The organism is Hafnia sp. HMSC23F03 (genome assembly GCF_001816025.1).
In the GTDB taxonomy this organism is placed as follows: domain Bacteria; phylum Pseudomonadota; class Gammaproteobacteria; order Enterobacterales; family Enterobacteriaceae; genus Hafnia; species Hafnia paralvei.
Genome location: NZ_KV824232.1, coordinates 1 through 23,345, shown reverse-complemented (window position 1 = coordinate 23,345; position 23,345 = coordinate 1). Strand labels below are relative to the sequence as shown.

Genomic DNA, 23,345 nt, shown 5'->3' with positions numbered 1-23,345 from the left:
AACGCGGTGGCTGGAGACAGCACCGCGTTTTTATTTAATCAGACTAAAGTTTATATCAGGCTAACGTTTATTTCAGCGCAGCCAGAGCCGCGTCGTAATCTGGCTCTTCGGTGATTTCGTTGACCAGTTGGCTGTAGACAACGTTGTCGTTGCTATCCAGAACGACGACTGCACGTGCAGTCAGGCCAGCCAGCGGGCCGTCTGAAATGGCAACGCCATAATCATGTTTGAAGTCACCGCCGCGTAAGGTGGACAGGGTGATGACGTTGTTCAGGCCTTCAGCGCCACAGAAACGAGACTGAGCAAAAGGTAGGTCGGCGGAGATGCACAGCACCACGGCATTTTCGGTCTGGCTCGCCAGTTGGTTGAATTTTCTCACTGATGCGGCACATACGCCGGTATCAATGCTTGGGAAGATATTCAGGATTTTGCGTTTACCAGCCAGACTTGCCAGATCAACATCGGAAAGATCTTTAGCGACCAGTTTGAAAGGCTTCGCTTTGTCACCAGCCTGAGGGAGTTGGCCGGCTACGTGAACTGGGTTGCCTTGAAAATGAACTGTCTGCGTCATTATGGTATTTCCTATTACAGTTAGTTAACACGAACTAGAGTTTACGCTAACACGATAACCTTGAATACACGAACAATTTTAAATGTTTGTGTAACATGGTGATATTGGCTAATACTTCAGCGATGACATCAATGACTCGCTTCGCGCCTTTAATAAAAGCTAAGGAATCAGCATGAAAACGATGCGTTTTTATTCAGAAGTCTGGCCTTTACATACCCCTTTTGTGATTGCTCGCGGCAGCCGAACCGAAGCCTATGTCGTGGTGGTTGAGATTGAGCAAGATGGCGTGGTGGGTATCGGCGAATGTACGCCGTATGCACGTTATGGTGAGAACGTGGAGAGCGTGCTGGCGCAGCTCGCATCGGTTCAATCGGCGGTTGAAAACGGCATCGATCGTCGTGAACTGCAAATGCGCCTACCCGCCGGCGCGGCACGCAATGCCGTCGACTGCGCACTGTGGGATTTGGTTTGCAAGCAGACGAACACCACGCTGTGGGAGCAGTGCAACGTGCCGCAACCGACCCAGATAGTCATGGCTCAAACGGTGTCTATTGGTTCTCCAGAACAGATGGCGTCAACGGCGCTCTCTTTGTCTCAGCAAGGCGCAACGTTGCTGAAAATCAAACTCGACGATCATCTTATCACCGAGCGCTTGATGGCTATCCGCGCTGCGGTGCCGGAGACAACGCTGATTGTTGATGCTAATGAATCGTGGCAGGCGGAAGGATTGGCGGCACGTTGTCAGCTTTTAGCTGATGTTGGCGTGGTCATGTTAGAGCAGCCGTTGCCCGCGAAACAGGATGATGCTTTGGCTCACTTTATTCATCCTTTGCCCATCTGTGCCGATGAAAGCTGCCACACCTGTAGTGACTTTTCGGTGCTGAAAGGGCGTTATGACATGGTGAACATTAAACTGGATAAAACCGGTGGGCTGACGGAAGCGTTGGCGCTACGTTCTTTGGCGCAGAAAGAGGGGATGGCCATTATGCTGGGGTGTATGATTTGCACCTCGCGGGCGATCCGCGCCGCATTGCCGTTGGCTCCAGCAGCCAAGTTTGTCGATTTCGACGGACCGACTTGGCTGGCACAGGATTCTGAGCCAGCGCTGAACTTTAGCTGCGGCGGCATTCAGCTGTAGCTTTGCAGGCTATAAATCGTAATCGATCAACGCCAGCAGTGCAGGAAGATACTTTTCGCTGGCGAGATCGGCTGAAATAGCCGGAAGCTCTAACGTAATGCAGGGTAGGCCGAGATCGGCACACCAGCTACCAAATGAGCCCGGCGTTTCATATCCCACGCTGCTGACCAGCGGCAGCTCAAAGTCTGCGGAAAGCTGCTGCCCGAGCAGGCTGTGGTGCGGATCTTCCACGCAGGCCAAGGGTTCATGTAACGAGACGACCCAGGCTGGCTTTAAGCGGTGAATAAGCTGGCACAATGCCTGCGTTTCTGGCTCAGAACCTGCAGTGTCGCCGGTCGATAATCTAACGTCTCTCTCACTGCTGGCGCTGTTCCAGCGGTAAACGGACGTGCCAGGTAGCCAGTTGGCGGCGGGGAAGTTTCGGTTAAGATCGACGCCAGCCGAATTCGCGCGTAGCCCAAGCTGGCAGCCGTCAGGATTGACCGCCAGAATAACATGGTGGCGCTGTTGCATTGGCTGCAGGCTGCGTAATGCGCAGGAAAGAGCAATCACGGCCGTGGTTTCGTCTCCGTGGGTGCCCGCAATGATCAGGCCAGTCTCACGATCGGGCTGCACCGCAGGGAAATAGAGCAGCGGTGCGCCGAGTAAAGAGTGGCCATAGGTGATGGCTGCCGCGCTGATTTGCCCGCGTTCTGAGCGGGGACGGATCTGTTTTACACCATTTCCCATGCAACAGTTTTCCCGTGATAGTAGAATAAGTTTGAATAATTTCCGTCTGTTAACCTTCTTATTAAGGCACACTTTTTGACCTCAGAAAACGTTCGACTCGACAAAAAATAACGAACGTGGGGATAACGGTGTTCAGAATGAGGAAATGCTGCAGGCCATGCCAATGACTTTGGATATATAGGGTTCTATTCATGCATCTTTTTCGTGTTACCGCATTAGCCGCATTGATTGCTTCGGGGTTTGTTACCGCACAGGCTGCACAGGTTCCGGCTGGAACCCTGTTGGCCGATAAGCAGGAGATTGTTCGTCATATTAAAGATGAGCTCGCGTCGTTGGATCCAGCCAAAGTGGTGGGCTTACCCGAGGCACAGGTTGCCCGCGATCTATTTGAAGGTTTGGTGAATCAGGGTGCCGACGGGAAGCCAGAGCCGGGCGTGGCGCAGAGCTGGCAAACCGCCGATAACAAACGCTATGTGTTTAAACTGCGTGAGAACGCCAAATGGTCGAACGGCGAACCGGTCACGGCTTACGATTTTGTTTACAGTTGGCAGCGCTTAGTTGACCCGAAAACGCTTTCGCCTTTTGCGTGGTTCGCACAAATGGCGGGGATCGCGAATGCAGACGAAATTATCAGTGGCAAAGTGCCGGTGCAGAAGCTGGGCGTTACCGCACCGGATTCACACACGCTGGTGGTGCAACTGAATAAACCCGTGCCTTTTTTTGTGAATCTACTGGCGAACTTTAGCCTGTTTCCAGTCCCACAAAAGACCATCGAAAAATACGGCAACGATTGGACTAAGCCAGAAAACGTGGTTGGCAATGGTGCGTTTGCCATGCAAGAGCGGGTCGTGAACGAAAAAATCGTTTTAAAGCCAAACCCTTACTATTGGGATCATAAGAATACGGTGCTGACCAAGGTGACGTTTATTCCGATAAATCAGGAATCGGCGGCGACCAAGCGTTATCTGGCTGATGATATCGATATCACCGAATCTTTCCCGAAAAATATGTACAAAAAGCTGATGAAGGATATCCCCGATCAGGTGTATACGCCGGATCAGTTGGGCACCTACTACTATGCGTTTAATACACAAAAAGCGCCGCTCAATGACGTTCGCGTTCGTCGCGCGCTTTCCTACGCCATCGACCGGCAAATCATTGCGGAAAAAGTGTTAGGCACGGGTGAGAAGCCTGCGTATCACTTCACGCCGGATGTGACCGCTGGGTTTGAACCTGTGCCGTTGGCTATGCAGAAAATGACGCAGGCTGAGCGCAATAAACAGGCAAAGGCGTGGCTGAAAGAAGCGGGGTATGGGCCAAAGAAACCGCTGAAATTAACGCTGCTGTATAACACATCGGAAAATCACCAAAAGATTGCGATTGCTGTGGCATCCATGTGGAAAAAGTCGCTGGGCGCTCAGGTAAAATTAACCAATCAGGAGTGGAAAACTTACATCGATAGCCGTAACACCGGCAAATTTGATGTGGTACGTGCGTCGTGGGTGGGCGATTACAACGAAGCATCGACGTTTTTGTCATTACTGACGTCGACGCATAGTGGCAATATCGCCAAGTTTACTAGCCCCGGCTATGACAAGCTGCTGAAAATGGCCAGTGAAGAAACCGATGCCGCTAAGCGCAATGCCGATTACGTACAGGCTGAGCAGATCATTGCCGAGCAAGCTCCGATTGCACCTATTTATCAGTACACCAATGGGCGTCTGATTAAGCCGTGGGTGAAGGGCTATCCTATCACTAACCCTGAAGATGTTGCCTACAGCCAAACGATGTACATTATCAAGCATTAAACTAGTGTGGAGCAGGCTTGGCGGCCTGCTCCTTTTCTCGCTGCTCTTGTGTAATCAGTGTGTATGCAATGTAGTATTTGAAGATATTGCTCACATACTGCACCGTTTCATTCCCGATCTTTAATTGCGCGACGCGTTCAACGTTATCAAACCAGCGGTTCGGATCGAGCCCCATAGTTTTAGCCTGTTTGCGTAATTTCTCCACTTTGGCCGGACCTGCATTGTAGGCGGCAAAGGTGAAGAGCATTTTGTTGAGATCGTCCATCGGCTGGTCGGCAAAATAGCGCTCCTGCATAAAGCGAATATATTTTACCCCGGCATTAATATTGGGATCGGCTTGGGTGATATCGCCCACTTTGAGCGATTTTCCCGTGCTGGGTAGGAGCTGCATAATGCCAATCGCACCGCTATGGCTACGTTTGGTCTGATCAAGCTGTGACTCTTGATAACCTTGAGCCACCATCAAGAGCCAATCCACGCTGTACTGTTTGCCATATTTTTGGAATATCGCGGTGACCTGCGCGAACTTCGTGAGTTCCTTTTCAGAGGTGGCGCTTTTAACCCACTTCACACTGCGCAAATATTTATATACCTGCTGGTTACCAAAAGAGCTTCCTAGCTTATGGCTGGCACAAAAAGGGTCCAGTTTAGCGCGCAGCAAAGGGGAGTCTTTACGCCACGCTAGGACGATATTGCCATCTTCGCGTAGGGCTATATGGTCGTAAACCACCAGATTAGGGTAGATTTTTTGCCACAGCAGCGCGAGGTAGCGATCAACCACCGTATAGCCCGCCAGATTGGCGTTAACCATCTCCAGAATATCTTCCGGCTCAAAATTTCCCGGTGCGCTGTTGACCCGTAGCGGCGCTAATCCTTGTTTCTTTAATTGCTTATTAAATGTGCTCACGCTTTGCATATAGCTGGTGGACGGATTAATAAATACGCTTTTTCCTGCTAAGTCATTGATGGTGGTCAGCGGTGGTTGAAGTTTGTTGGCAACCACAACCTCATGCACACCGGTGGCCAGCGGCGTGGAGAAATCCACTAACTGCTGGCGCTCTGGGGTCATTGTGAGATTTGCCGCAATAACATCGCCTTTTCCTGCGAGCAAATCGGGGATCAGTTTGTCCCTAGAGGTGGGAATGAGTACCACATGGATTTTTTTGTCCGGTTTGACGCCGTTGTTCAGTTGCTTATCAAATTCTTGCATTAGCTCAACCATCAGGCCTCGAGGCGTGCCCTGATTGTCTAAAAAATAGAAGGTTTTGCTGTAAGGGATCAATACGCGAATGATTCTGCGCTGCTGCATTGTGTCGAAATCACCATATACCGATTTTATGGCCGTTGGCAGCGCCAGTGTTTTAGCTGGCTCGGCGTAGCTGAAAGCGCTGAGCAGCAGAGCGATGAGGATATACAGGCAGCGCACCATGGTTCACCTAAAAGAGGAGGGTAAATGGCGAATAGCGGGTTTCGCGTTATCTTATTAAATATAGTTCCTCTGCGTTACAATTTGCGGATTTATTCATTCGATAAATGTAAATATCGTGAACACCAGATCAATCTGATTCCTTGGCGTCAATGTTTTGTGCATATTGGCTACGCCTGCGTTAACAATTTGAAATATAACGCAAAAGTATTTTTGTAACATATTGATTTACTGGCATTTTAATTGCCTTTTCCTTTCTGGCTGTTAGTATGACTAATGTTGATAACACTGGCAGTTCTACAGCCTTGTATATTTGATGAGTTGACCTTCGCCCTGAAGGTAAACAATAAGACTGGGAATCAAGCATGAAGCGTGCACTACCTCTTGTGACTATGTTGCTTTCGGTATGGATGGCAGGGACGTCTGTCGCCAAGGCAACCGAATACCCCTTGCCACCACCGGACAGCCGTTTGATTGGTGAAAACGTAACGGTAACGGTACAAAATAATGGCAAACCGCTTGAAGACATTGCCTCTCGTTACCAGATCGGCCTGCTTGGCATGTTGGAAGCCAATCCGGGGGTCGATCCTTATTTGCCTACGCCGGGGACGGTTTTAACTATTCCTTCGCAAATGTTGCTGCCCGACGCGCCGCGTGAGGGCATTGTGATTAACTTGGCTGAAATGCGACTGTTCTATTACCCGAAAGGGGAAGGTAAAGTCGTGGTTTATCCTATTGGCATTGGCCAGTTGGGGCGTAACACGCCAGAAATGGTGACCAGTGTTTCTCAGTCCATTGCTAATCCGACGTGGACGCCAACGGCAAATATTCGCAAACACTATAAAGCCGAAGGTGTGACGTTGCCGGCGGTTGTACCGGCAGGTCCAGAAAATCCAATGGGTTTGTTTGCGCTGCGTCTGTCCGCTCAGGGGGGCGTATATCTCATCCACGGTACCAACGCGAACTTCGGGATTGGCATGCGCGTAAGCTCAGGCTGTATTCGCCTGCGTCCAGACGATATCGAAGCATTGTTTAAAACCGTTCCTAAAGGAACGCGAGTCCAGATCGTCAATGCGCCGGTGAAAGTCTCGGTGGAGCCTGATGGTAAGCGTTATGTTGAAGTGCACCAGCCACTGTCACGCACAGAGAAAGACGATCCGCAAACGATGCCTATTGTTCTGAAACCGGCAGCTAAAAAGTTTGCAGAAAGCCCTCTGACCGATCGTCAGGTTTTTGATGAGGCGATGAAACGCCGCTCGGGTATGCCCGTCTTAGTGCACCATGGTCAAGAGGTGAAATCTGAGCCTGCCGTCAACGCAGTGAAGATTACCGAAGCCAAGGCTGAGACTGCCAAGGATATGCAGTAAAAGCATATGGCGTGCGTTTAGCGCGCTGTAATGTGATTCAAGGGATACCAGCGGGTGTCCCTTTTTTATGGATGCGATTCAGGACATAGCGATTGCTGTAGGTGAACAGGGAGATACAGTGGGCTGATAGGGGAAGGGAGGATGTGTGCAGATGACGGCATAAAAAAAGGCGCACAAAGTGCGCCTTTATTACATGACTCAAGAAATATTATTTCTTGTATTTAACAGCCATGTTGTCCAGACGCTGGTTAGCACGTGCTGCGTCGTCTTTAGCAGTCTGAACGTCAGCGCGCATTGCGTTAACGTCGTTGCTCAGCTGATCAACTTTGGTGTTCAGAGTCTGAACATCAGTAGACAGTTGGTCGATTTTAGCATTGCTTGAACAACCAGCCAGCATAGTAGAAGCCAGGATTACTGCGCCCAGTACCAGTTTAGTACGATTCATTATAAAACCCTCTAGATTGAGTTAATCTCCATGTAGCGTTACAAGTATTACACAAACCATTTTCTAAAGAGAATAAATTTTTTGTACTAAGTCGCTTTATTTTGATCGTTCGCTCAAAGAAACGCCTTCTTTTTCCAAAAGATTAAAAAAAGGAGAGAAAACAGGTCATTTCTATTGGATTCATCTTATTTTGATTTGGAAATTAATTATATGAACAGGACTAATTTGGGCGGAAAAAATGCGGTACAGATGTAAACAAAAATGAGAGCTGGGTGCTTGAATTATTCTTAATTTCTGCTAATCCGGGCATAAGAGCGGGTGATCAGGAGAGTATGAACATCACGAGTGAGCATACTTTGGTTCGATTCGGGTTCGTAAGACGCTAATGGCAGCACAAGAATGGTGCCATTAGCGTGTTTATATCACATTGCGTAAGCAATATTATTTCTTGTAGCCACCGCGAATGTTGTCCAAACGCTGGTTAGCACGAGCGGCTTCATCTTTAGCAGACTGCACGTCAGTGCGCATTGCGTTAACGTCGTTGCTCAGCTGATCAACTTTGGTGGTCAGAGTCTGAACATCAGTCGACAGTTGGTCGATTTTAGCGTTGCTTGTACAGCCAGCCAGCATAGTAGACGCCAGAATTACTGCGCCCAGTACCAATTTAGTGCGATTCATTGTAACACCCTCTAGTTTGAGTTGATTTCCATATAGCTAAACGAGTATTACACAAACTCTTTTTCGAAGAGAATACATTTTTTGTACTGAATTGCTTTATTTTGATCGTTCGTCTAAATAAGCGTCATTTTTAAATAAAAAGTTAAATTAAGTTGGCGATAATGGGGTGGTTTTGGCTAATTTTTTATGATTTATATTTAAATTAAAATCATGATTAACAATAGCTTAAGTTTGAATTGTGCAGTAAAAGCAATAAAAAAAGCGCCTGAGTTAGGCGCTTTGTATAATCACAATAAATGTAATTAGAGAACGTGAACAGACGCGGTATTGGTGGTTCCGCTTGGAACCAGTGCGCCAGAAACCATAACGACAACGTCGCCTTTCTGAGCCAGACCGCTTTCAACCGCGACTTCTTTACCGATACGATAGAAATCGTCAGTAGACGCAATCTCTTTAACCAACATAGGAACCACGCCTTTGCTCAGGATCAGCTGACGAGCGGTTACTGGGTTAGTGGTCAGCGCCAGAATCATCGCATCTGGGAAGTATTTACGTACGGCTTTCGCTGATTTACCGCCTGCGGTCGCCACAACGATCAACGGTGCGTCCAGTTTTTCGGCTGTTTCAACGGCGCCACGGCAAACGGCTTCAGTGATGCGCAGTTTGCGGCTGTCATGCAGAGTCTCGATACGGCTCTCCATCACGCGGTCTGTGCGCTCACAGATAGTTGCCATGATGCTGACGGCTTCCAGAGGGTATTTACCCTTAGCGCTTTCACCTGACAGCATAACGGCGTCGGTGCCGTCGAGGATGGCGTTAGCAACGTCGCCCGCTTCAGCGCGAGTTGGACGTGGGTTTTTGATCATGGAATCCAGCATTTGGGTCGCAGTGATAACGACTTTACGTGCGCGGTTACATTTTTCGATCATCATCTTCTGAGCGAAGATAACTTCTTCAACCGGGATTTCCACGCCCAGGTCACCACGTGCAACCATGATGCCGTCAGACGCTTCCAGAATTTCGTCGAAGTTGTTCAGGCCTTCTTGGTTTTCGATCTTAGAGATAATCTGGATGTTTTCGCCACCGTGTGCTTTCAGGTGTTCACGAATTTCCATAACATCAGAACGTTTACGGATGAATGAAGCCGCAACGAAGTCAACGCCTTGCTCACAGCCGAATACCAAGTCACGCTTGTCTTTTTCAGCCAGTGCTGGCAACTGAATGGAAACGCCCGGCAGGTTAACACCTTTGTTCTCGCCCAGATCGCCTGCGTTCAGAACCTTACATACCACTTCGGTTTCTGAAACTTCGATAACTTCCATACCGATCAAACCGTCGTCAACCAGCACGGTGTTACCGATTTTCAGGTCAGCGGCGAAGCCAGGGTAGGTAACGGCAACACGGCTGGTGTTACCAATGACGCTCTGGTCAGTGGTGAAAGTGAAAGTCTGACCTGCGGTCAGCGCGGCGTCTTTGCCGCCTTCCAGTTTCATCGTACGGATTTCTGGGCCTTTAGTGTCCAGCAAGATAGCGGCTTTCTTACCGGTTTTTTCCATTACAGCGCGGATGTTTTTGATGCGCTGTCCGTGCTCTTCATAATCACCGTGGGAGAAGTTAAGACGCATAACGTTCATGCCTGCGCTCAGCATGTTGTTTAGCATTTCTTCGGATTCGGTCTTAGGACCGATGGTGCATACGATTTTGGTCTTTTTCATGAAGTTTAATTTCTGCAAGTTGTGATGGATTGAAAAAACAATGTGCTCTTGGCGATGCCATAAGCAAGAGATGAAGCCGATAAAACGATGTTGCTTAAAAGGTTAACGTTGCCTAAAAGTGTGAACGTCGGTAATCGGGATGTTGAAACACTACTAAGAATAGATGACAGCTGAGGGATGGATGCGGAAAAGTGTTCTCCGCGTTTAGATATTGATAAGCGCGAAAGCATCTTTGAATTGTAGTTTGCGTAGCGACAGATCAAGGGCTGAAACCATTCAATTGAAATGACGTTTCGTATTATACGGTCTTAACCTGTGAATTGACAACGAATTTGCCTCACTCTGGGCGTGATTAGCTAAAAAAACAACGATTGCTGCGCAAATGTAGCGTCGATGAAAAACTTGTTGCGCAATAAAATTTCGACATTCCTTCAGATAACAACTGAATCTATTCATATCAGATGGCTTGCCGTGATTGATTAATGTTCTATGCTTATTTTTGCCATCAGGCGAAATATTATTTCTGATGGCAGCAGGTTATCGCTTTTAAATCAGAATATTATTCTTTTTGCTCAAAATCCTACTATTAAGGATATTTAATATGAGTAAGCGTGAATCTCCTTTTAGCCTGAGCCGGCGCCGTTTAATTATTGCCACGACTCTGACTACGCTCGCAGCAGCACTCCCGTTTCAATCTGCATTTTCAGCCATGCCCTCCACAGACACCAAAAGACGCTACACGCGTGTGAATCTCAATAGCAAAGAAGGGCAGAGAATGCTCGAAAGCTATCAAAAAGGGATCAGGGCAATGCTTGCATTACCGCCGTCAGATCCTCTGAATTGGTATCGGCATACGTTAATTCACACGCTTGATTGCCCTCATGGTAATTGGTGGTTTTTACCTTGGCATCGTGGGTATGTGGGGTGGTTTGAAAAGATCATTCGTAAACTGAGCGGAGATGCCAATTTTGCCATGCCGTTCTGGGACTGGACGGCGGAACCGCGCATTCCTGATGCTTTTTTCGACGGCGTGCTGAATCCGGATAATCAGGCGTTTATTGATAGTTATGCCAAGTTTCGAGAAGCATTATTTAATCCTGTAGAAACATTGTGGGGGCAATTCACCCCGCAGCAGATGCATGAATTACAGCTGCGTAATTACCCGTACCCGCGCGATCTTTGGCGAGGTATCGAAGGTGATGGAAAACCTGAAGACGCGATGTTCTTTCCTCGCGGACAAACGCGGGTGCTGACTGAAAATCAGCCCAATTTCGATTGCACGACCAAAAACGCGGTTTCCCTAGAGACGATTTTAGACGCATTAGCGCCGCGTTCTTTTGAGCTGTTTGGCAGTGAATCCGCGCCCAATCATAGCAACAGCCATCAGCATGGTTTTGGAATTCTGGAGGCCTTCCCGCATAACAAAGTGCATAACGATATCGGGGGTTTTATGGGGAACTTTTTGTCTCCTGTCGACCCGGTTTTCTTCATGCATCATGCGAATCTTGATCGTCTATGGGAGGTGTGGCGCACGAAGCAAATACGCGATAATTTGCCCACCGAGCCGCAAACCGGCTTGAGCCTGTGGAAAAACGAGCCTTTCCTGTTTTACGTCGATGAAAATGGTCAGCCAGTGCAGAAGAACAGCGCCGGAGATTATGCGCAGGTGGGCGATTTTGATTATGACTATCAAACGGGCAGCGGCGATTCGACGTCACATTTCACGCTTGGCAAAGCCCAGTCACTACCCGCACTACAGCTAGATGCCACGCTCGATCAGTCGGATTTGAGCAATGGCCAAATCGTTAACGCCCAAGTTATCTTGCCAAAGCCTTTGCAAAATTCAGCGGAGCTGTTTGGGGATGAGCAGCAACGCTACTATGCGCTGGTGGAGATCATGCCGATGTCCTCGGTTCAGGGCGTGAGCTTTAATGTTGCTCTGGATAAGCCGAGCTTGATGCAGAAGAAAACTCAGGTCAGCGCCGCCGAAACTTGCCAAGATCCTGTGAATAGCTTTGCCTTTTTCGGCAGTATGGATATGACAAACATGAAAACAACTTTCATGGTGCCAATGACGGCGGCATTGCGAGGGCTGAGCAGCAGTGAAAAGAGCGCAGGGGTTATTAGCATATATATTTCGGCTGCCGCACCGGATGACATGAAGATGAAGGTAAATGCCAAAGTGCTGTCGGTGATATTGAAAACGTTCTGATTGAGTTCCGCAGCGGCGGCAGCGAATACAGCACAAGCGCCGTCTGCGGACTTTTTTGTTTTCTATCTTGAACTTCTGAGGTGGCAATTATCCGTATTGTGGCTATAACTTTAACTAGTGACCAATCCTGCCATGCCTGCCCATGCCATAAAAGAGAATGGTGAGAATATATTGCTTTTCACGATGGCTGTTTTTATTGACTAATAATATGTACTCATCCGACTCGCGGATAAATGTGCTTATACCTCAAAAATATAGGATGAATATCTCATGCTATGTGAATACAACGGTCGGAAAACAAAAAACAGACAATATGTTCTGAACGACTATCCATTCAATAAACTTTATATTGCCTTAAAAATTATCCTCCTTTCTTCTCTTATGGGGACGTCTACCGCTTACGCCGTCGATTTACCTTCTTCGGCGGCGGGCTGTCTTGACGGCACTTCTGAGTGCCAAATCACCCATGCTCAGGGAACGGATTTTACCGTCACTAGCAATATCACCTCGCCGACCAACGGGGTGTCAACTGATGCTTCGGTGGTGGACAGTACTTTTACGGTGAATCCAAACATATCGGTTACTGGGGGCGGGAGCTCAGCCGGTTTTAAGTTTGTTGGAGGAAGTGGTAATACTCTGACAAATAATGGTTTTATCAGAGGTGATGCAGGGATCGAATTTTCCAATGAGTCTAATTTCACCTTGATCAATAACGGTACCATTGATGGCCGTGGGAATACGAACGCTCTGGCAAATATAGGTACGGGGTTTACGCTGACCAATAATGAAGGTGCCATAATTACTGCGCCGGATACCGTCATTGAGGGAAGTACATCAGGCGGTGGCGTGACCATTAATAACGCGGGAGCTATTACCCCTGATGATGATAGCCATGGTGTGTCGATAAAACTATTTGGCGATAATAATACAATTAACCTTAACACCAGTTCGGTTATTTCAGGCGACGTACAGCTGGATGTTAATAAAACTAATAATCAGCTAAATTTATTGGGCGGAAGCCAAAGCATCGGCGTATTTAACAATTATGTGAATAGCAATTCCATTAATTTCCTTAATATAGATGCGGCAGGAAAAGAGTGGGACATTTCAGGTACGCTACCCGTGAGCAATGCGATTCATATCAGTAATGGTAACGTTGTCGTCACCGGAACATTGATTAATTCGGGAACGGGCAGTACCACGCTAGACGCTGGAACCTTATTGCAAATTGGTAATGGCGGAACCAGCGGTGAGGTGAACGACAACATTATTAATAACGCAACGTTAATCTTCAATCGCAGCGATGACCTCACTTTTGCGGGCATTATCAGCGGTAGCGGTGCCGTGGAGCAGGCCGGAAATGGCACTACCCGTTTAGACAGCAGCAGTACCTATACCGGTACGACACGAATTATGAGCGGTACGTTGCAAACCGGCATCGCAGACGCGTTTGCTAACAGCTCATCGGTTGTGGTGAGTTCAGGCGCGACTCTGGATCTGAATGATTATAATCAGCAGGTACAGAATCTCAGCGGTAATGGCAATATCGACCTTGGCAGCGCGACATTGACGATAAACGATAGCCTGAGCGGTGGTCTGAATTCGGCTATCAGTGGCTCTGGCGGCTTAGTCAAAGAGGGGGCAGGAACGCTAACGCTGGCGGGGGACAGCACCTATACCGGTGGGACTCAGATTAATGCCGGGGAAGTCTCTACGGTGACGGATACCGCGCTTGGGGCATTAACCAGCGATGTGACCATTAACAACAATGCCATTCTTGCCGTCGGAACCAGCGACTTTGCCCATCCCATTACGTTGGGCAGCGGCGGTGGAACCGTCATTGGCACAGCGGGTATGACCGACAGCGGACTGATTGACGGCAGTGGACACCTGACGATGCAGGGGATTATCCGTTTAACGGCCGACAACACCTACACCGGTGGTACCACCATAAACACTAATTCCACGCTCTCGCTCGGCTTCGGTACGGCGACGGGCAGCGTGCAGGGCGACATTACAAATAATGGCGTACTGGCCTTCAACCGCACTAATGCTATGACACTCGATGGCACTATCGACGGTGGCGGTCGGGTGGATGTGTTTGGCGCAGGTACAACCACCTTAACGGGAGCTAACAGCTACAGCGGCGGCACAAATATAGCGCTAGGCACCGTGCGCTTAACCGGCAACGGTACGCTTGGCAGCGGTGCGATCACGCTGGCTGCACCCGGAACATTACATATTGATGCCCCCACCGGCGGAAGCTATACCTTCAATAATGCGCTTACCGGCGGCGGCACTTTACAGGCAAATCTCGCAGCGACAACGGATTCCTTCACCCTTGGCGCGGCGACCGGCAATACCTTTAACGGAACAATAAAACTTGGACAAGGCCAGTTTTCCCTCTCCGGTGGCAACACCGCAGCGCTGACCAATGCCACTCTGCAACTCGATACGGGTAATACCACCACGGTAGCGTCGACCGATCAAAGCATCGGTAATTTGACTTTCAAAGGCGGCACGATGGCGTGGAGCGGGCAAACTCCGCCGCAAACGCCACTGGGTAAAGTGAATGTCACCAACCTGACGCTGACCCGCGGTACGGTTCAGGTAGATGTGCCGGAAACCAGCGGCATTCCTAACCCGATGCCTGCACCAGGCCTGAATCTTTTGGCTCAGGATGACGGTGAAATCCAGACGCAGTTGGTTGCAGCTAGCGGCACGGTCAGCGGCAATGCCGCCTCTCTGGGGCTGGTCGACAGTCGTGGTCAGGCGGTCAATAACCCCCAGACCGTGGCGATCACCGAAGGCGGCACCACGGTGGCGAACGGCAGCTATGATTTCATGCTCTCCAGCGGCAGCAATAACGATGGACTGTATCTGAGCTACGGCCTGAAAGCGCTGAATTTACAGAATGGACAAACATTGCATTTGGCTCCAGACTGCGGGGCTTCTTCAAATAGTGCAGCGCTCAACGCCCAGCTCACCGGCAGCGGTAATCTGGATGTCAACGGCAGCGCTTCTGCGACAAAGACCCTCACCCTTAACAACGTGAATAACAGCTATACCGGAACGACAACCGTGAGCGGCGGTTCGTTAGTAGCGGGAAGTGACAACGCCCTTGGGGCGACGTCAAAACTTATTCTGGCGAGCGCAACGGGATTTGACCTCAACGGCAAAACCCAAACTCTCGGCAGCCTGAGCGGTGCTACGGGATCGACGCTGAATCTTAACGGTGGAAAACTGACGCTAAGTCAGGGCGGTCAAAGCGACGGTAGCCTGACAGGAGCGGGTACGCTGGCGCTAAACGGCGGCACCGCTACGATAAACGGTGCTAACAGCGGGCTGAGCGCGGCGGTGATGCTCAACAACACCGCGCAAGTCTTGCTCAGTGATGTTGTGGGGCTGGGCGTCGGTACGGTTAATCTCAATGGAACGGGCACTGCGCTGCGGTTTAACAATGCCTCCGGTACGCTGGTGAACACCCTCAGCGGCACCGGCGACGCTCATCTTCAGGGCAATTCGGCTGTGCTGCTTTCAGGCAACAACAGCGGTTTTAGCGGGAGCTTTACGCTCGATAGCGGCACAACCCTGACAGCCAGCGCCGCGCAAAATCTCGGTACCGCAGCCATCAACAACGGCGGCGCGCTGCAGCTAGACAGTAACACTGGCTGGACATTCGGTAATGCGCTCAGCGGCAGCGGCACGTTGGAGAAATCCGGCAGCGGCAATATCACTATCGGCAGCGCCAATACATTCAGCGGCGCTACCACGATCAGCGCAGGTACGCTCTCGCTGACTAATGCACAGGGGCTGGGCAGCGGAGCAGCAACAGTTGCGCCGCAGAGCAAGCTGGCGCTGAATTTCAGCAATGGCAACTTCGGTAACGCCGTGAATAACGCCGGTTTGCTGACCGTAAACGGTGATGCCAACCAGCTCAGCGGCAACATCAGCGGCAATGGTACCAACCAGATTTCTGCCACTAATTTAGCCATCTCGGGCGATAACAGCGCTTTCAGCGGGCTGTGGGATCTGACATCGGGCAGTTCAACAACGGTAATCGCTGCGCAAAACCTGGGTGCTGGAAGCGCGCAGCTCAACGGCACATTAAATGTGACCCCAGCCAGCGGCAACTTCGCTTTCACTAATGCGCTATCGGGACAGGGCGTGCTGAACGTGGCAATGAACAGCGCGTCGGATCATTTCTCTTTTGGTGCCAATAGCGGCAGCGCCTATACCGGGCTGGTTAGCCTGGGACAGGGAACCTTCACGTTATCTGGCGCGAACACCCAGGCGCTGACCAATGCCACGCTGCAAATCCAGTCCGCCAACCAGACGGTAGGCGCGGGAACACAGAAGATCGGCAATGTGATCCTCAACGGGGGCAACAGCACCTTTGACGTACTGACTCACTCTCTGATTCAGACTGATAAGCTGGCATTAAACGGCGGTGAAGTTTGGGTAAATGGTCTGGGCTCACAGCCGAACCCTGCGAATGCGCAGGGCGAACCGCTATTACAGCAGGATGATATCATCGGCGATCCGCTGATCTTGTCGCAGAGCAACAGCGGGTCTGCGGCTCATCTGACGCTGATGGATGGTTCCGGTAATGCATTGGTGCCAACCACGGCTGATGTGACTCAGTTGGGCAAGGTGGTGGGGATCGGCACTTACGGCTACGGACTGACCGGCAGTGATCTGCTGGAGCAGAGCGGGCTTTTCCTCTACTCCGGCCTGCTCAAACTGGAGTTGCTGGCAGGGCAACAAGTTTCGCTGATACAAAATGCCAATGCCCCTCTGGGTGGTAACGAGCTGCATGCGCAGATAACCGGTGCAGGTGGCTTGCTGGTGGATGTGGTGAATACGGTAACGCTTAATAACCCTCTCAATGATTACACCGGCCAGACCACCGTCAACAACGGTACCTTGCGCCTTGGGGGCGACCACTCACTGGGCAAAACGTCGTCGGTGGATATGCTGGGCAGCAGCCAGTTGGATCTGAACGGCAAAACTCAGAGCATCGGCGCACTGAACAGTGCTAGCGGGACGATAGTGAATCTGAACGGTGGCAATCTGACTATCACAGACAGCCAACGCGCTGCGGGTGACACCAACGGCGGCATCGTCAGCGGACGGTTGGTGGGCAGTGGTCAGTTAGTGATTGATCCCTCGGTGCTGACCATTGACGGTGCAAACCCCGATCTTTCTGCGACCACATTGGTCATCGGTGGCTCGGAAGCTCGCCTCAACAATGTGCAGGGGCTGGGCACTGGCAGTATCACGCTTGATGGCAGCAACGATCTGCTGACCTTTAATACTTTCAACGGCCAGACCGCCAGCGGAGCGCTGAACAATACTTTGCTGGGCAAAGGTTCCGTTCAGCTCAACAGCAGCGAAGTGATTACTCTAGCAGCGGATAACCGCGCTTTCGGCGGTAACTTCAGCATCGGTAAGGACGCTACGCTTATCGCAACAGCGCTTCAGAATCTGGGCTCGGCCAGCATCAGCGATAATGGCACGTTGCAGCTCGATAACAGTGCGGATATGAGTCTGACCAACAGCGTCAGCGGCAGCGGCGGTTTGGTTAAATCCGGGAGCGGCACGCTGACGGTCTACCAGCCAGACTACTCTGGCACGACTAACATCAACAACGGAACGCTAATTGTTGGGGACGGTACGCAGTCAGATGCCCGACTGGGTGCCGATGGCGCCGGTGCGGTTACGGTGGCGTCGGGTGCGACCCTTGCAGGCAACGGCACCGTCAGCGGTGATGTCGTCAACAACGGCAGCTTAGCATCGCTTAACGGTGTGTCTGCCTATACCTCGGCGGCGGCCACGGTGCTTAAACTCAGCGGCAATCTGACCAACAACGGTCTGCTGCAGCTGGCGGGCTCATCCATCGGCAATACGTTGTCGGTGGCTGGCAACTATACGGGCGGCGGCGTGCTGGCGTTGCAAACCGTATTAGGCGGCGATAACTCGGCCACCGATAAACTGCTGGTAGCCGGTAATACCTCAGGCACAACGCAGGTGACGGTGAAAAATGCGGGGGGAAGCGGCGCGCAGACCAACACAGGAATTCAGGTCATTGATGTAGGTGGACAATCGGATGGCGTATTCAATCTCACTGGGCGAGCGGTCGCCGGGGCGTATGAATATCATCTGGTGAAAAATACCAGCAACGGCGACTGGTACTTACAATCACAGGACAGCACGCCAACGCCGCCGAATCATTATCGCCCTGAGCCGGGGGCTTATCTGGCGAACCAACAAGCAGCGCAAAACATGTTCCTGCAAACGCTCTACGATCGTTCCGGCGCCGTGCGAAACCAGCAGGATAGCGATAGTGTTAAAGGCTGGGTGCGCTTGGGGGGCGATTACACCAAACAGAAAAGCAACGGTTCGTTGTTTGATGAAAAAACGCACACCACGTTGGTTCAGGTCGGTAGTGATTTGTACCAGCTTGACGGTGCCGACGGCGATCAAATTAACGCCGGTATTATGGCGGCTTACGGCCATTCCACCAGTTCGGTTAGCGTGCAAAACAGCGGCTACGAGGCCAAAGGGCAGGTTAACGGTTACAGCCTAGGAGCCTATGGCACGTGGTATGCGCAGGCTGATCGCGTTAGCGGTGCGTACGTGGACAGCTGGTTGCAACATGCGTGGTATAAAAACCATGTGAACGGCGATGATCTGCCGCAGGAGTCTTACAACAGCCAAGGTACCGATGTGTCCGTCGAAACCGGTTACGGCATTGCGCTCAAACAGTCCGAAGAAGTGCGCTGGATGGTCACTCCGCAAGCACAGCTGATTTACAGCCATTATGATACTTCAGGCCACACCGAGCAGAACGGCACCGAGGTGAACGCCAACGGCGACGACGGTATCAGAACTCGCGTCGGTGTGCGTCTGACTCGCCAAAATATCCAAGTGCTAAACAGTGCGCAGCCGTTTGTAGAGGTGAACTGGTACAACGGTAAACCGGCATCGGACAGCGTGGATTTCAATCAGGTGCGTTTTGAAAACGCCACCGCGACGAACCGTTATGAAGCCAAAGTGGGGATCAGCGGAAATATCACCCAGCAATGGCAGGGTTATGGGCAGATCAGCAGCACGTGGGGCAACAATAGCTATCAGGGATATCAAGGTATGGTAGGGGTGAAATACCAGTGGTAGGACTTACATTTCACAACGACAGCCTAAGGAATACAGCCTAAAAATAGGGATGTCTGATAAACAGGGGAACGAAAAGAGAGAATATTATGAAATGGTGCGTCCGAGTGAACTCGAATCACCGACCCCCACCATGTCAAGGTGGTGCTCTAACCAACTGAGCTACGGACGCATCGAATAATCGCTTAAGAAATGGTGCGTCCGAGTGAACTCGAATCACCGACCCCCACCATGTCAAGGTGGTGCTCTAACCAACTGAGCTACGGACGCAACGAATAATCTCTTAAGAATGGTGCGTCCGAGTGAACTCGAATCACCGACCCCCACCATGTCAAGGTGGTGCTCTAACCAACTGAGCTACGGACGCATCCTGTGTTGCCTTGCTGACATACTGACTGTGCCAGACAACGGAGACGAATATTAGCGGCACATGGCACGACTGGCAAGGGGGATTGCCAAAAATTCCTCTTAAATTCACACGATTGCTGATGATATGCGCATCTGGGTGAAAAAAACGGCATCTAAGATGCCGTTGAAGGTTTGGTATTGCAGCGAATATTCGGCGGTGCTTTTGCTAATTGTTCATTAGCGCGCCGCACGTTGCAAGATCCATGCAGCAGGCTGATTTTGTAACCAGCGGATGCGCAACGCCATCATAATGGCCGCAGACGTTAGCCCGATAATGAATCCTGTCCAGAAGCCACTTGGCCCCATCGCGGGAACGACATAGTCTGTCAATGCAAGCACATAACCCGTAGGCAACCCCAAGATCCAATAGGCAGTAAAGGTAATAAAGAAGATAGAACGAGTATCTTTATACCCACGCAGCACGCCGCTGCCGATCACCTGCACGGAGTCAGAGATCTGGTAAATGGCCGCCAGCAGCATCAGGTGCGATGCCATGGTGATAACTTCAGGATTGTCGTTATAGAGCAGGGCGATTGGCTCGCGGAAGATAACCGTGAAGATGGCGGTACAGGCTGCCATCGTCATACCCACGGCGATACTGGTTCGCGCAGCCACTTTGGCATTTTCAGCCGAGCCTTCGCCTAGGCGATATCCCACGCGAATGGTGGCAGCTACGCCTAACGACATCGGCAAAACAAACATTAGCGAGCTAAAGTTCAGGGCAATCTGGTGCCCGGCAACCGAAACAATCCCGAGTGGGGAAACCAACAGCGCAACCACGGCAAATAAGGTGACTTCGAAGAACAACGCTAACGCCACCGGCATCCCGATGTTAATCAGACGGTGAATCGTCGCCCACTGGGGAGCTTCCATACGTTTAGGGCGCAGATCGCGCAGGCTGGAAGCGTGGCGTACATACCAGCGCATGATGAAGTACATCACCCAATAAACGGTGCCGGTGGCCACGCCGCACCCCACGCCGCCGAGCGCGGGAGCGCCTAATTTCCCGTAAATGAAAATGTAGTTAATCGGAATGTTGACCAATAGACCGATGAAACCAATCACCATCCCCGGCTTGGTTTTTGATAGGCCCTCACACTGGTTACGCAGCACTTGGAAGAACAGATAACCCGGCGCGCCCCACATAATCGCATGAAGATAGCCAATGGCTTTGTTAGCCAAATCAGGATCGATGTTGTGCATCATATCGATAATGTGCTTGGCGTTATAAAGCACCACGATGATCAGCGCTGAAACCGCCAGCGCTAACCAAAAGCCTTGTTGTACCTGATGTCCGATTTTATCGCGTCGGCCTGCGCCGTTTAGCTGAGCAATAACCGGCGTTAAGGCCAGCAGCAAACCGTGGCCGAATAAAATAGCAGGTAGCCAAATAGAGGTTCCGACAGCTACCGCCGCCATATCGGTGGCGCTGACGCCACCTGCCATGATGGTGTCAACGAAACCCATGGCCGTTTGTGAAACTTGCGCAATGATAACGGGAATAGCCAGAGCCAATAAGCTACGCGCTTCTATCCAATACTTCTGCACGTATACACCTTTTTATTTTAAATGAGAGAGAAAACACAAATAAGTAAAAGACTCTTCACGGCAAGCCTTGAAGAGGGGTATGCGATACTCAACGTGATGAGAACAGCATCTAAACAGCCAAATTCGCGGCCCATACGCGCGAAGCGGAGTACAAGCATAGCTTGTCAGACGCACATGTGACCGGAAATATGACGAGTATAAATGATAAACGAATGATTCTACCTGCAGATAGAGCACAAGAGAATGAAAACTGTCGCAGATGGGTCGGTTATCTGCTGATAATTGCGCTCATGATTTGGTTTTATCGATGGTTTGCGGCAAACTGCTAGGCAATTGTTTTCGATAAGACATTATTGCAGAGGCACCATTATGTTTACCGGCATTGTTCAGGGCACCGCTCCGGTCGTGTCCATTGATGAAAAATCGAATTTCCGTACTCACGTCGTGAAGTTTCCACAGGAGCTGCTGCCTGATTTAGAACTCGGGGCATCGGTGGCGCATAACGGTTGTTGCTTGACCGTGACGAAGGTTGAAGGCGAACTGGTCAGTTTTGATCTGATGAAAGAGACGCTGCGCATCACTAATTTAGGTGATGTCACGATCGGGAGCGTGGTGAATCTGGAGCGTGCGGCGAAGTTTAACGATGAAATCGGTGGGCATTTGATGTCAGGGCATATTATTTGCACCGCTGAAATCGTAAAGATCCTGACCTCAGAAAATAATCGCCAGATTTGGTTCAAAATGCCCAGCCCAGACCTGATGAAATATGTGCTGCACAAAGGCTTTATCGGCATTGACGGCATCAGCTTAACCATTGGCGAAGTCACCAAAAGCCGTTTTTGCGTACATCTGATCCCTGAAACCTTGCAGCGTACAACGCTGGGCGTGAAGCGCTTGGGAGATAAGGTGAATATAGAGATTGACCCGCAAACGCAGGCCGTGGTTGATACCGTTGAACGTGTATTAGCCAGTCGTGAAGCCACATTAGCTGCGTTGTCAAAAGCGGAGCCGGCGGCCTAATTATTCCGCTATTAATCGCCGGATGCTGTATTGACCACATCCGGCTTTTAGCATTATTTCAAGTAGCCTTTAAATTGACGATTCTCCATCAGCGCAACTTTCCCTTTGGTATAGAAAATCACCTGATAAATGCCCTGTGAATAAACGGAAGCATCGGCGTTTTTTTCATCTAATGCCGCAGGTTTACCGTTGACTGTCACAATGCCATCGGCTCCGCGCTTAACCGTTACGCCATAGCCCGTTTTCACGACGGCTTTATGCGTTGTTTGACCATACTGCTGCTGAGCGTTTTCTAACGCCTGTTTTTCAGCGGCGGCATTAATGGTATTGATGCGATTTTGCTCGGCAATATAACAGGCATCTTTACTTACGCCCTGAGCTTCACATTTCGCCATTCGCTCCGCGGAAGACGTGCAGCCAGCGATCAATCCAGCAACAACGCTGACTAACAGTAGTTTTTGTACTTTCATTGCTTATCTCCAATCATCATAGCTATATATGTCATGATGTTTTTAATAATAATAACGCATAACTCTCTACCAGCCGACGGAAACGCCTGCACCATAGCCAAAGTTATTTTGGGTATCGTCAGATACGGTCATCTTAACGATGGTATTTTGTGTTGCATGGAATGATGCGCCGACGGCGATCGCATTTTCACTGTCGTACCCTCCAACGCCAGCACCCACGGCAAAATGTTGACTCTCGGTCACTTGAGGAATGTTAGCCTGAGCAAAGGCGGCGCTGATCCCAGCAGAGGCCTGCTTTTTATTTTCGTTAATATGTGAATCTTGTTCCGCCTGATGATGTTGAACGGAGTCTAAACGTTGAGAGTTAGAGTTGATCGCTGCACTGTTAGAAGCGATACGGCGATGGTTATCCGCTAACGCCATATTATCTATTTTAAGTTGCATGGCATTGTACTGTGCCATTTCTGCCACTTTTCTATTCACTAAACGCTGTTTTTTGTTCAACGTGCTCTCGTTGCTGCTAGATTCACTTTTGGCAGATATATTTTGCGATGCATATTTTTCATTGGGCAGTTTTTGTTGTGCCAGCATTGGCGCAACGGCAACGCCTTCAGGATTACCATGAGCAGGGTTAATT

General features: G+C 50.3%; 15 protein-coding genes and 3 tRNA genes. 6 read left to right on the top strand and 12 right to left on the bottom strand.

Annotation, left to right across the window (positions count from 1 at the left end):
- Window positions 1-67: 67 nt before the first annotated feature.
- Window positions 68-571, bottom strand: a complete 504-nt coding sequence (gene tpx, locus HMPREF3091_RS13980) for a thiol peroxidase (RefSeq protein WP_004093161.1) — start codon at window positions 569-571, stop codon at window positions 68-70.
- 172 nt (window positions 572-743) lie between these two features.
- Between tpx and ycjG the strand changes: the two genes are divergently transcribed.
- On the top strand, window positions 744-1,709 hold the full coding sequence (ycjG, locus tag HMPREF3091_RS13975; RefSeq protein ID WP_070716502.1) for an L-Ala-D/L-Glu epimerase: 966 nt from the start codon (window positions 744-746) through the stop codon (window positions 1,707-1,709).
- A 9-nt stretch (window positions 1,710-1,718) separates the two neighbouring features.
- Here the strand turns inward: ycjG and mpaA are convergent, their stop codons facing one another.
- Entirely contained in the window at window positions 1,719-2,438 is a 720-nt protein-coding gene (gene mpaA, locus HMPREF3091_RS13970) for a murein tripeptide amidase MpaA (RefSeq protein WP_070716499.1), read from the bottom strand.
- Between the two features lie 191 nt (window positions 2,439-2,629).
- Between mpaA and HMPREF3091_RS13965 the strand changes: the two genes are divergently transcribed.
- Complete coding sequence (locus HMPREF3091_RS13965; protein WP_070716497.1) at window positions 2,630-4,246, top strand: peptide ABC transporter substrate-binding protein; 1,617 nt, start codon at window positions 2,630-2,632, stop codon at window positions 4,244-4,246.
- A gap of 1 nt (window position 4,247) precedes the next feature.
- Here HMPREF3091_RS13965 and HMPREF3091_RS13960 read toward each other — a convergent pair whose 3' ends face one another.
- Entirely contained in the window at window positions 4,248-5,675 is a 1,428-nt protein-coding gene (locus tag HMPREF3091_RS13960; protein WP_070716495.1) for an MltF family protein, read from the bottom strand.
- 362 nt (window positions 5,676-6,037) lie between these two features.
- Here HMPREF3091_RS13960 and HMPREF3091_RS13950 point away from each other — a divergent pair, with 362 nt between their 5' ends.
- On the top strand, window positions 6,038-7,039 hold the full coding sequence (locus HMPREF3091_RS13950; protein ID WP_070716491.1) for a L,D-transpeptidase family protein: 1,002 nt from the start codon (window positions 6,038-6,040) through the stop codon (window positions 7,037-7,039).
- 208 nt (window positions 7,040-7,247) lie between these two features.
- On the opposite strand, the gene HMPREF3091_RS13945 is transcribed toward HMPREF3091_RS13950, so the two are convergent.
- The 3 genes from HMPREF3091_RS13945 to pykF all read right to left on the bottom strand — a co-directional run bounded on the left by HMPREF3091_RS13945 (window position 7,248) and on the right by pykF (window position 9,877).
- Window positions 7,248-7,484: a major outer membrane lipoprotein gene (locus HMPREF3091_RS13945; protein WP_004093172.1), complete on the bottom strand. Its 237-nt coding sequence runs from the start codon at window positions 7,482-7,484 to the stop codon at window positions 7,248-7,250.
- Window positions 7,485-7,925: 441 nt separating this feature from the next.
- On the bottom strand, window positions 7,926-8,162 hold the full coding sequence (locus HMPREF3091_RS13940) for a major outer membrane lipoprotein (protein WP_004093174.1): 237 nt from the start codon (window positions 8,160-8,162) through the stop codon (window positions 7,926-7,928).
- 302 nt (window positions 8,163-8,464) lie between these two features.
- Window positions 8,465-9,877: a pyruvate kinase PykF gene (gene pykF, locus HMPREF3091_RS13935; RefSeq protein WP_070716490.1), complete on the bottom strand. Its 1,413-nt coding sequence runs from the start codon at window positions 9,875-9,877 to the stop codon at window positions 8,465-8,467.
- 601 nt (window positions 9,878-10,478) lie between these two features.
- Here pykF and HMPREF3091_RS13930 point away from each other — a divergent pair.
- Both HMPREF3091_RS13930 and HMPREF3091_RS13925 read left to right on the top strand, forming a co-directional pair.
- A complete protein-coding gene (locus tag HMPREF3091_RS13930; RefSeq protein WP_070716488.1) occupies window positions 10,479-12,089 on the top strand; it encodes a tyrosinase family protein in 1,611 nt (536 codons plus the stop codon).
- A gap of 381 nt (window positions 12,090-12,470) precedes the next feature.
- Window positions 12,471-19,265 carry an autotransporter outer membrane beta-barrel domain-containing protein gene (locus tag HMPREF3091_RS13925; protein ID WP_168168190.1) on the top strand — a complete coding sequence of 2,265 codons (6,795 nt, stop codon included), beginning with the start codon at window positions 12,471-12,473 and terminating at the stop codon, window positions 19,263-19,265.
- Window positions 19,266-19,357: 92 nt separating this feature from the next.
- Here the strand turns inward: HMPREF3091_RS13925 and HMPREF3091_RS13920 are convergent.
- The 4 genes from HMPREF3091_RS13920 to HMPREF3091_RS13905 all read right to left on the bottom strand — a co-directional run bounded on the left by HMPREF3091_RS13920 (window position 19,358) and on the right by HMPREF3091_RS13905 (window position 21,218).
- A tRNA-Val gene (locus tag HMPREF3091_RS13920) sits at window positions 19,358-19,434 on the bottom strand.
- Window positions 19,435-19,455: 21 nt separating this feature from the next.
- Window positions 19,456-19,532 (bottom strand) — tRNA-Val (locus HMPREF3091_RS13915).
- A gap of 20 nt (window positions 19,533-19,552) precedes the next feature.
- A tRNA-Val gene (locus HMPREF3091_RS13910) sits at window positions 19,553-19,629 on the bottom strand.
- Window positions 19,630-19,847: 218 nt separating this feature from the next.
- Window positions 19,848-21,218: an MATE family efflux transporter gene (locus HMPREF3091_RS13905; RefSeq protein WP_004093182.1), complete on the bottom strand. Its 1,371-nt coding sequence runs from the start codon at window positions 21,216-21,218 to the stop codon at window positions 19,848-19,850.
- A gap of 369 nt (window positions 21,219-21,587) precedes the next feature.
- On the opposite strand from HMPREF3091_RS13905, the gene HMPREF3091_RS13900 reads away from it, so the two are divergent.
- Entirely contained in the window at window positions 21,588-22,238 is a 651-nt protein-coding gene (locus tag HMPREF3091_RS13900) for a riboflavin synthase (protein WP_070716483.1), read from the top strand.
- A 53-nt stretch (window positions 22,239-22,291) separates the two neighbouring features.
- Here HMPREF3091_RS13900 and HMPREF3091_RS13895 read toward each other — a convergent pair whose 3' ends face one another.
- Together HMPREF3091_RS13895 and HMPREF3091_RS13890 are read right to left on the bottom strand one after the other, a co-directional pair.
- Complete coding sequence (locus tag HMPREF3091_RS13895; RefSeq protein WP_070716480.1) at window positions 22,292-22,708, bottom strand: hypothetical protein; 417 nt, start codon at window positions 22,706-22,708, stop codon at window positions 22,292-22,294.
- Window positions 22,709-22,774: 66 nt separating this feature from the next.
- Window positions 22,775-23,345: YadA C-terminal domain-containing protein (locus tag HMPREF3091_RS13890; RefSeq protein WP_210403562.1), on the bottom strand; the 571-nt coding region annotated here is incomplete at its 5' end.

Coding starts and splice junctions, on each gene's coding strand:
- mpaA (WP_070716499.1), bottom strand. CDS start 2,438: ATGGGAAATGGTGTAAAACAGATCCGTCCCCGCTCAGAACGCGGGCAA.
- HMPREF3091_RS13925 (WP_168168190.1), top strand. CDS start 12,471: ATGGGGACGTCTACCGCTTACGCCGTCGATTTACCTTCTTCGGCGGCG.
- HMPREF3091_RS13900 (WP_070716483.1), top strand. CDS start 21,588: ATGTTTACCGGCATTGTTCAGGGCACCGCTCCGGTCGTGTCCATTGAT.
- pykF (WP_070716490.1), bottom strand. CDS start 9,877: ATGAAAAAGACCAAAATCGTATGCACCATCGGTCCTAAGACCGAATCC.
- HMPREF3091_RS13950 (WP_070716491.1), top strand. CDS start 6,038: ATGAAGCGTGCACTACCTCTTGTGACTATGTTGCTTTCGGTATGGATG.
- HMPREF3091_RS13960 (WP_070716495.1), bottom strand. CDS start 5,675: ATGGTGCGCTGCCTGTATATCCTCATCGCTCTGCTGCTCAGCGCTTTC.
- HMPREF3091_RS13930 (WP_070716488.1), top strand. CDS start 10,479: ATGAGTAAGCGTGAATCTCCTTTTAGCCTGAGCCGGCGCCGTTTAATT.
- HMPREF3091_RS13895 (WP_070716480.1), bottom strand. CDS start 22,708: ATGAAAGTACAAAAACTACTGTTAGTCAGCGTTGTTGCTGGATTGATC.
- HMPREF3091_RS13965 (WP_070716497.1), top strand. CDS start 2,630: ATGCATCTTTTTCGTGTTACCGCATTAGCCGCATTGATTGCTTCGGGG.
- tpx (WP_004093161.1), bottom strand. CDS start 571: ATGACGCAGACAGTTCATTTTCAAGGCAACCCAGTTCACGTAGCCGGC.
- HMPREF3091_RS13940 (WP_004093174.1), bottom strand. CDS start 8,162: ATGAATCGCACTAAATTGGTACTGGGCGCAGTAATTCTGGCGTCTACT.
- ycjG (WP_070716502.1), top strand. CDS start 744: ATGAAAACGATGCGTTTTTATTCAGAAGTCTGGCCTTTACATACCCCT.
- HMPREF3091_RS13945 (WP_004093172.1), bottom strand. CDS start 7,484: ATGAATCGTACTAAACTGGTACTGGGCGCAGTAATCCTGGCTTCTACT.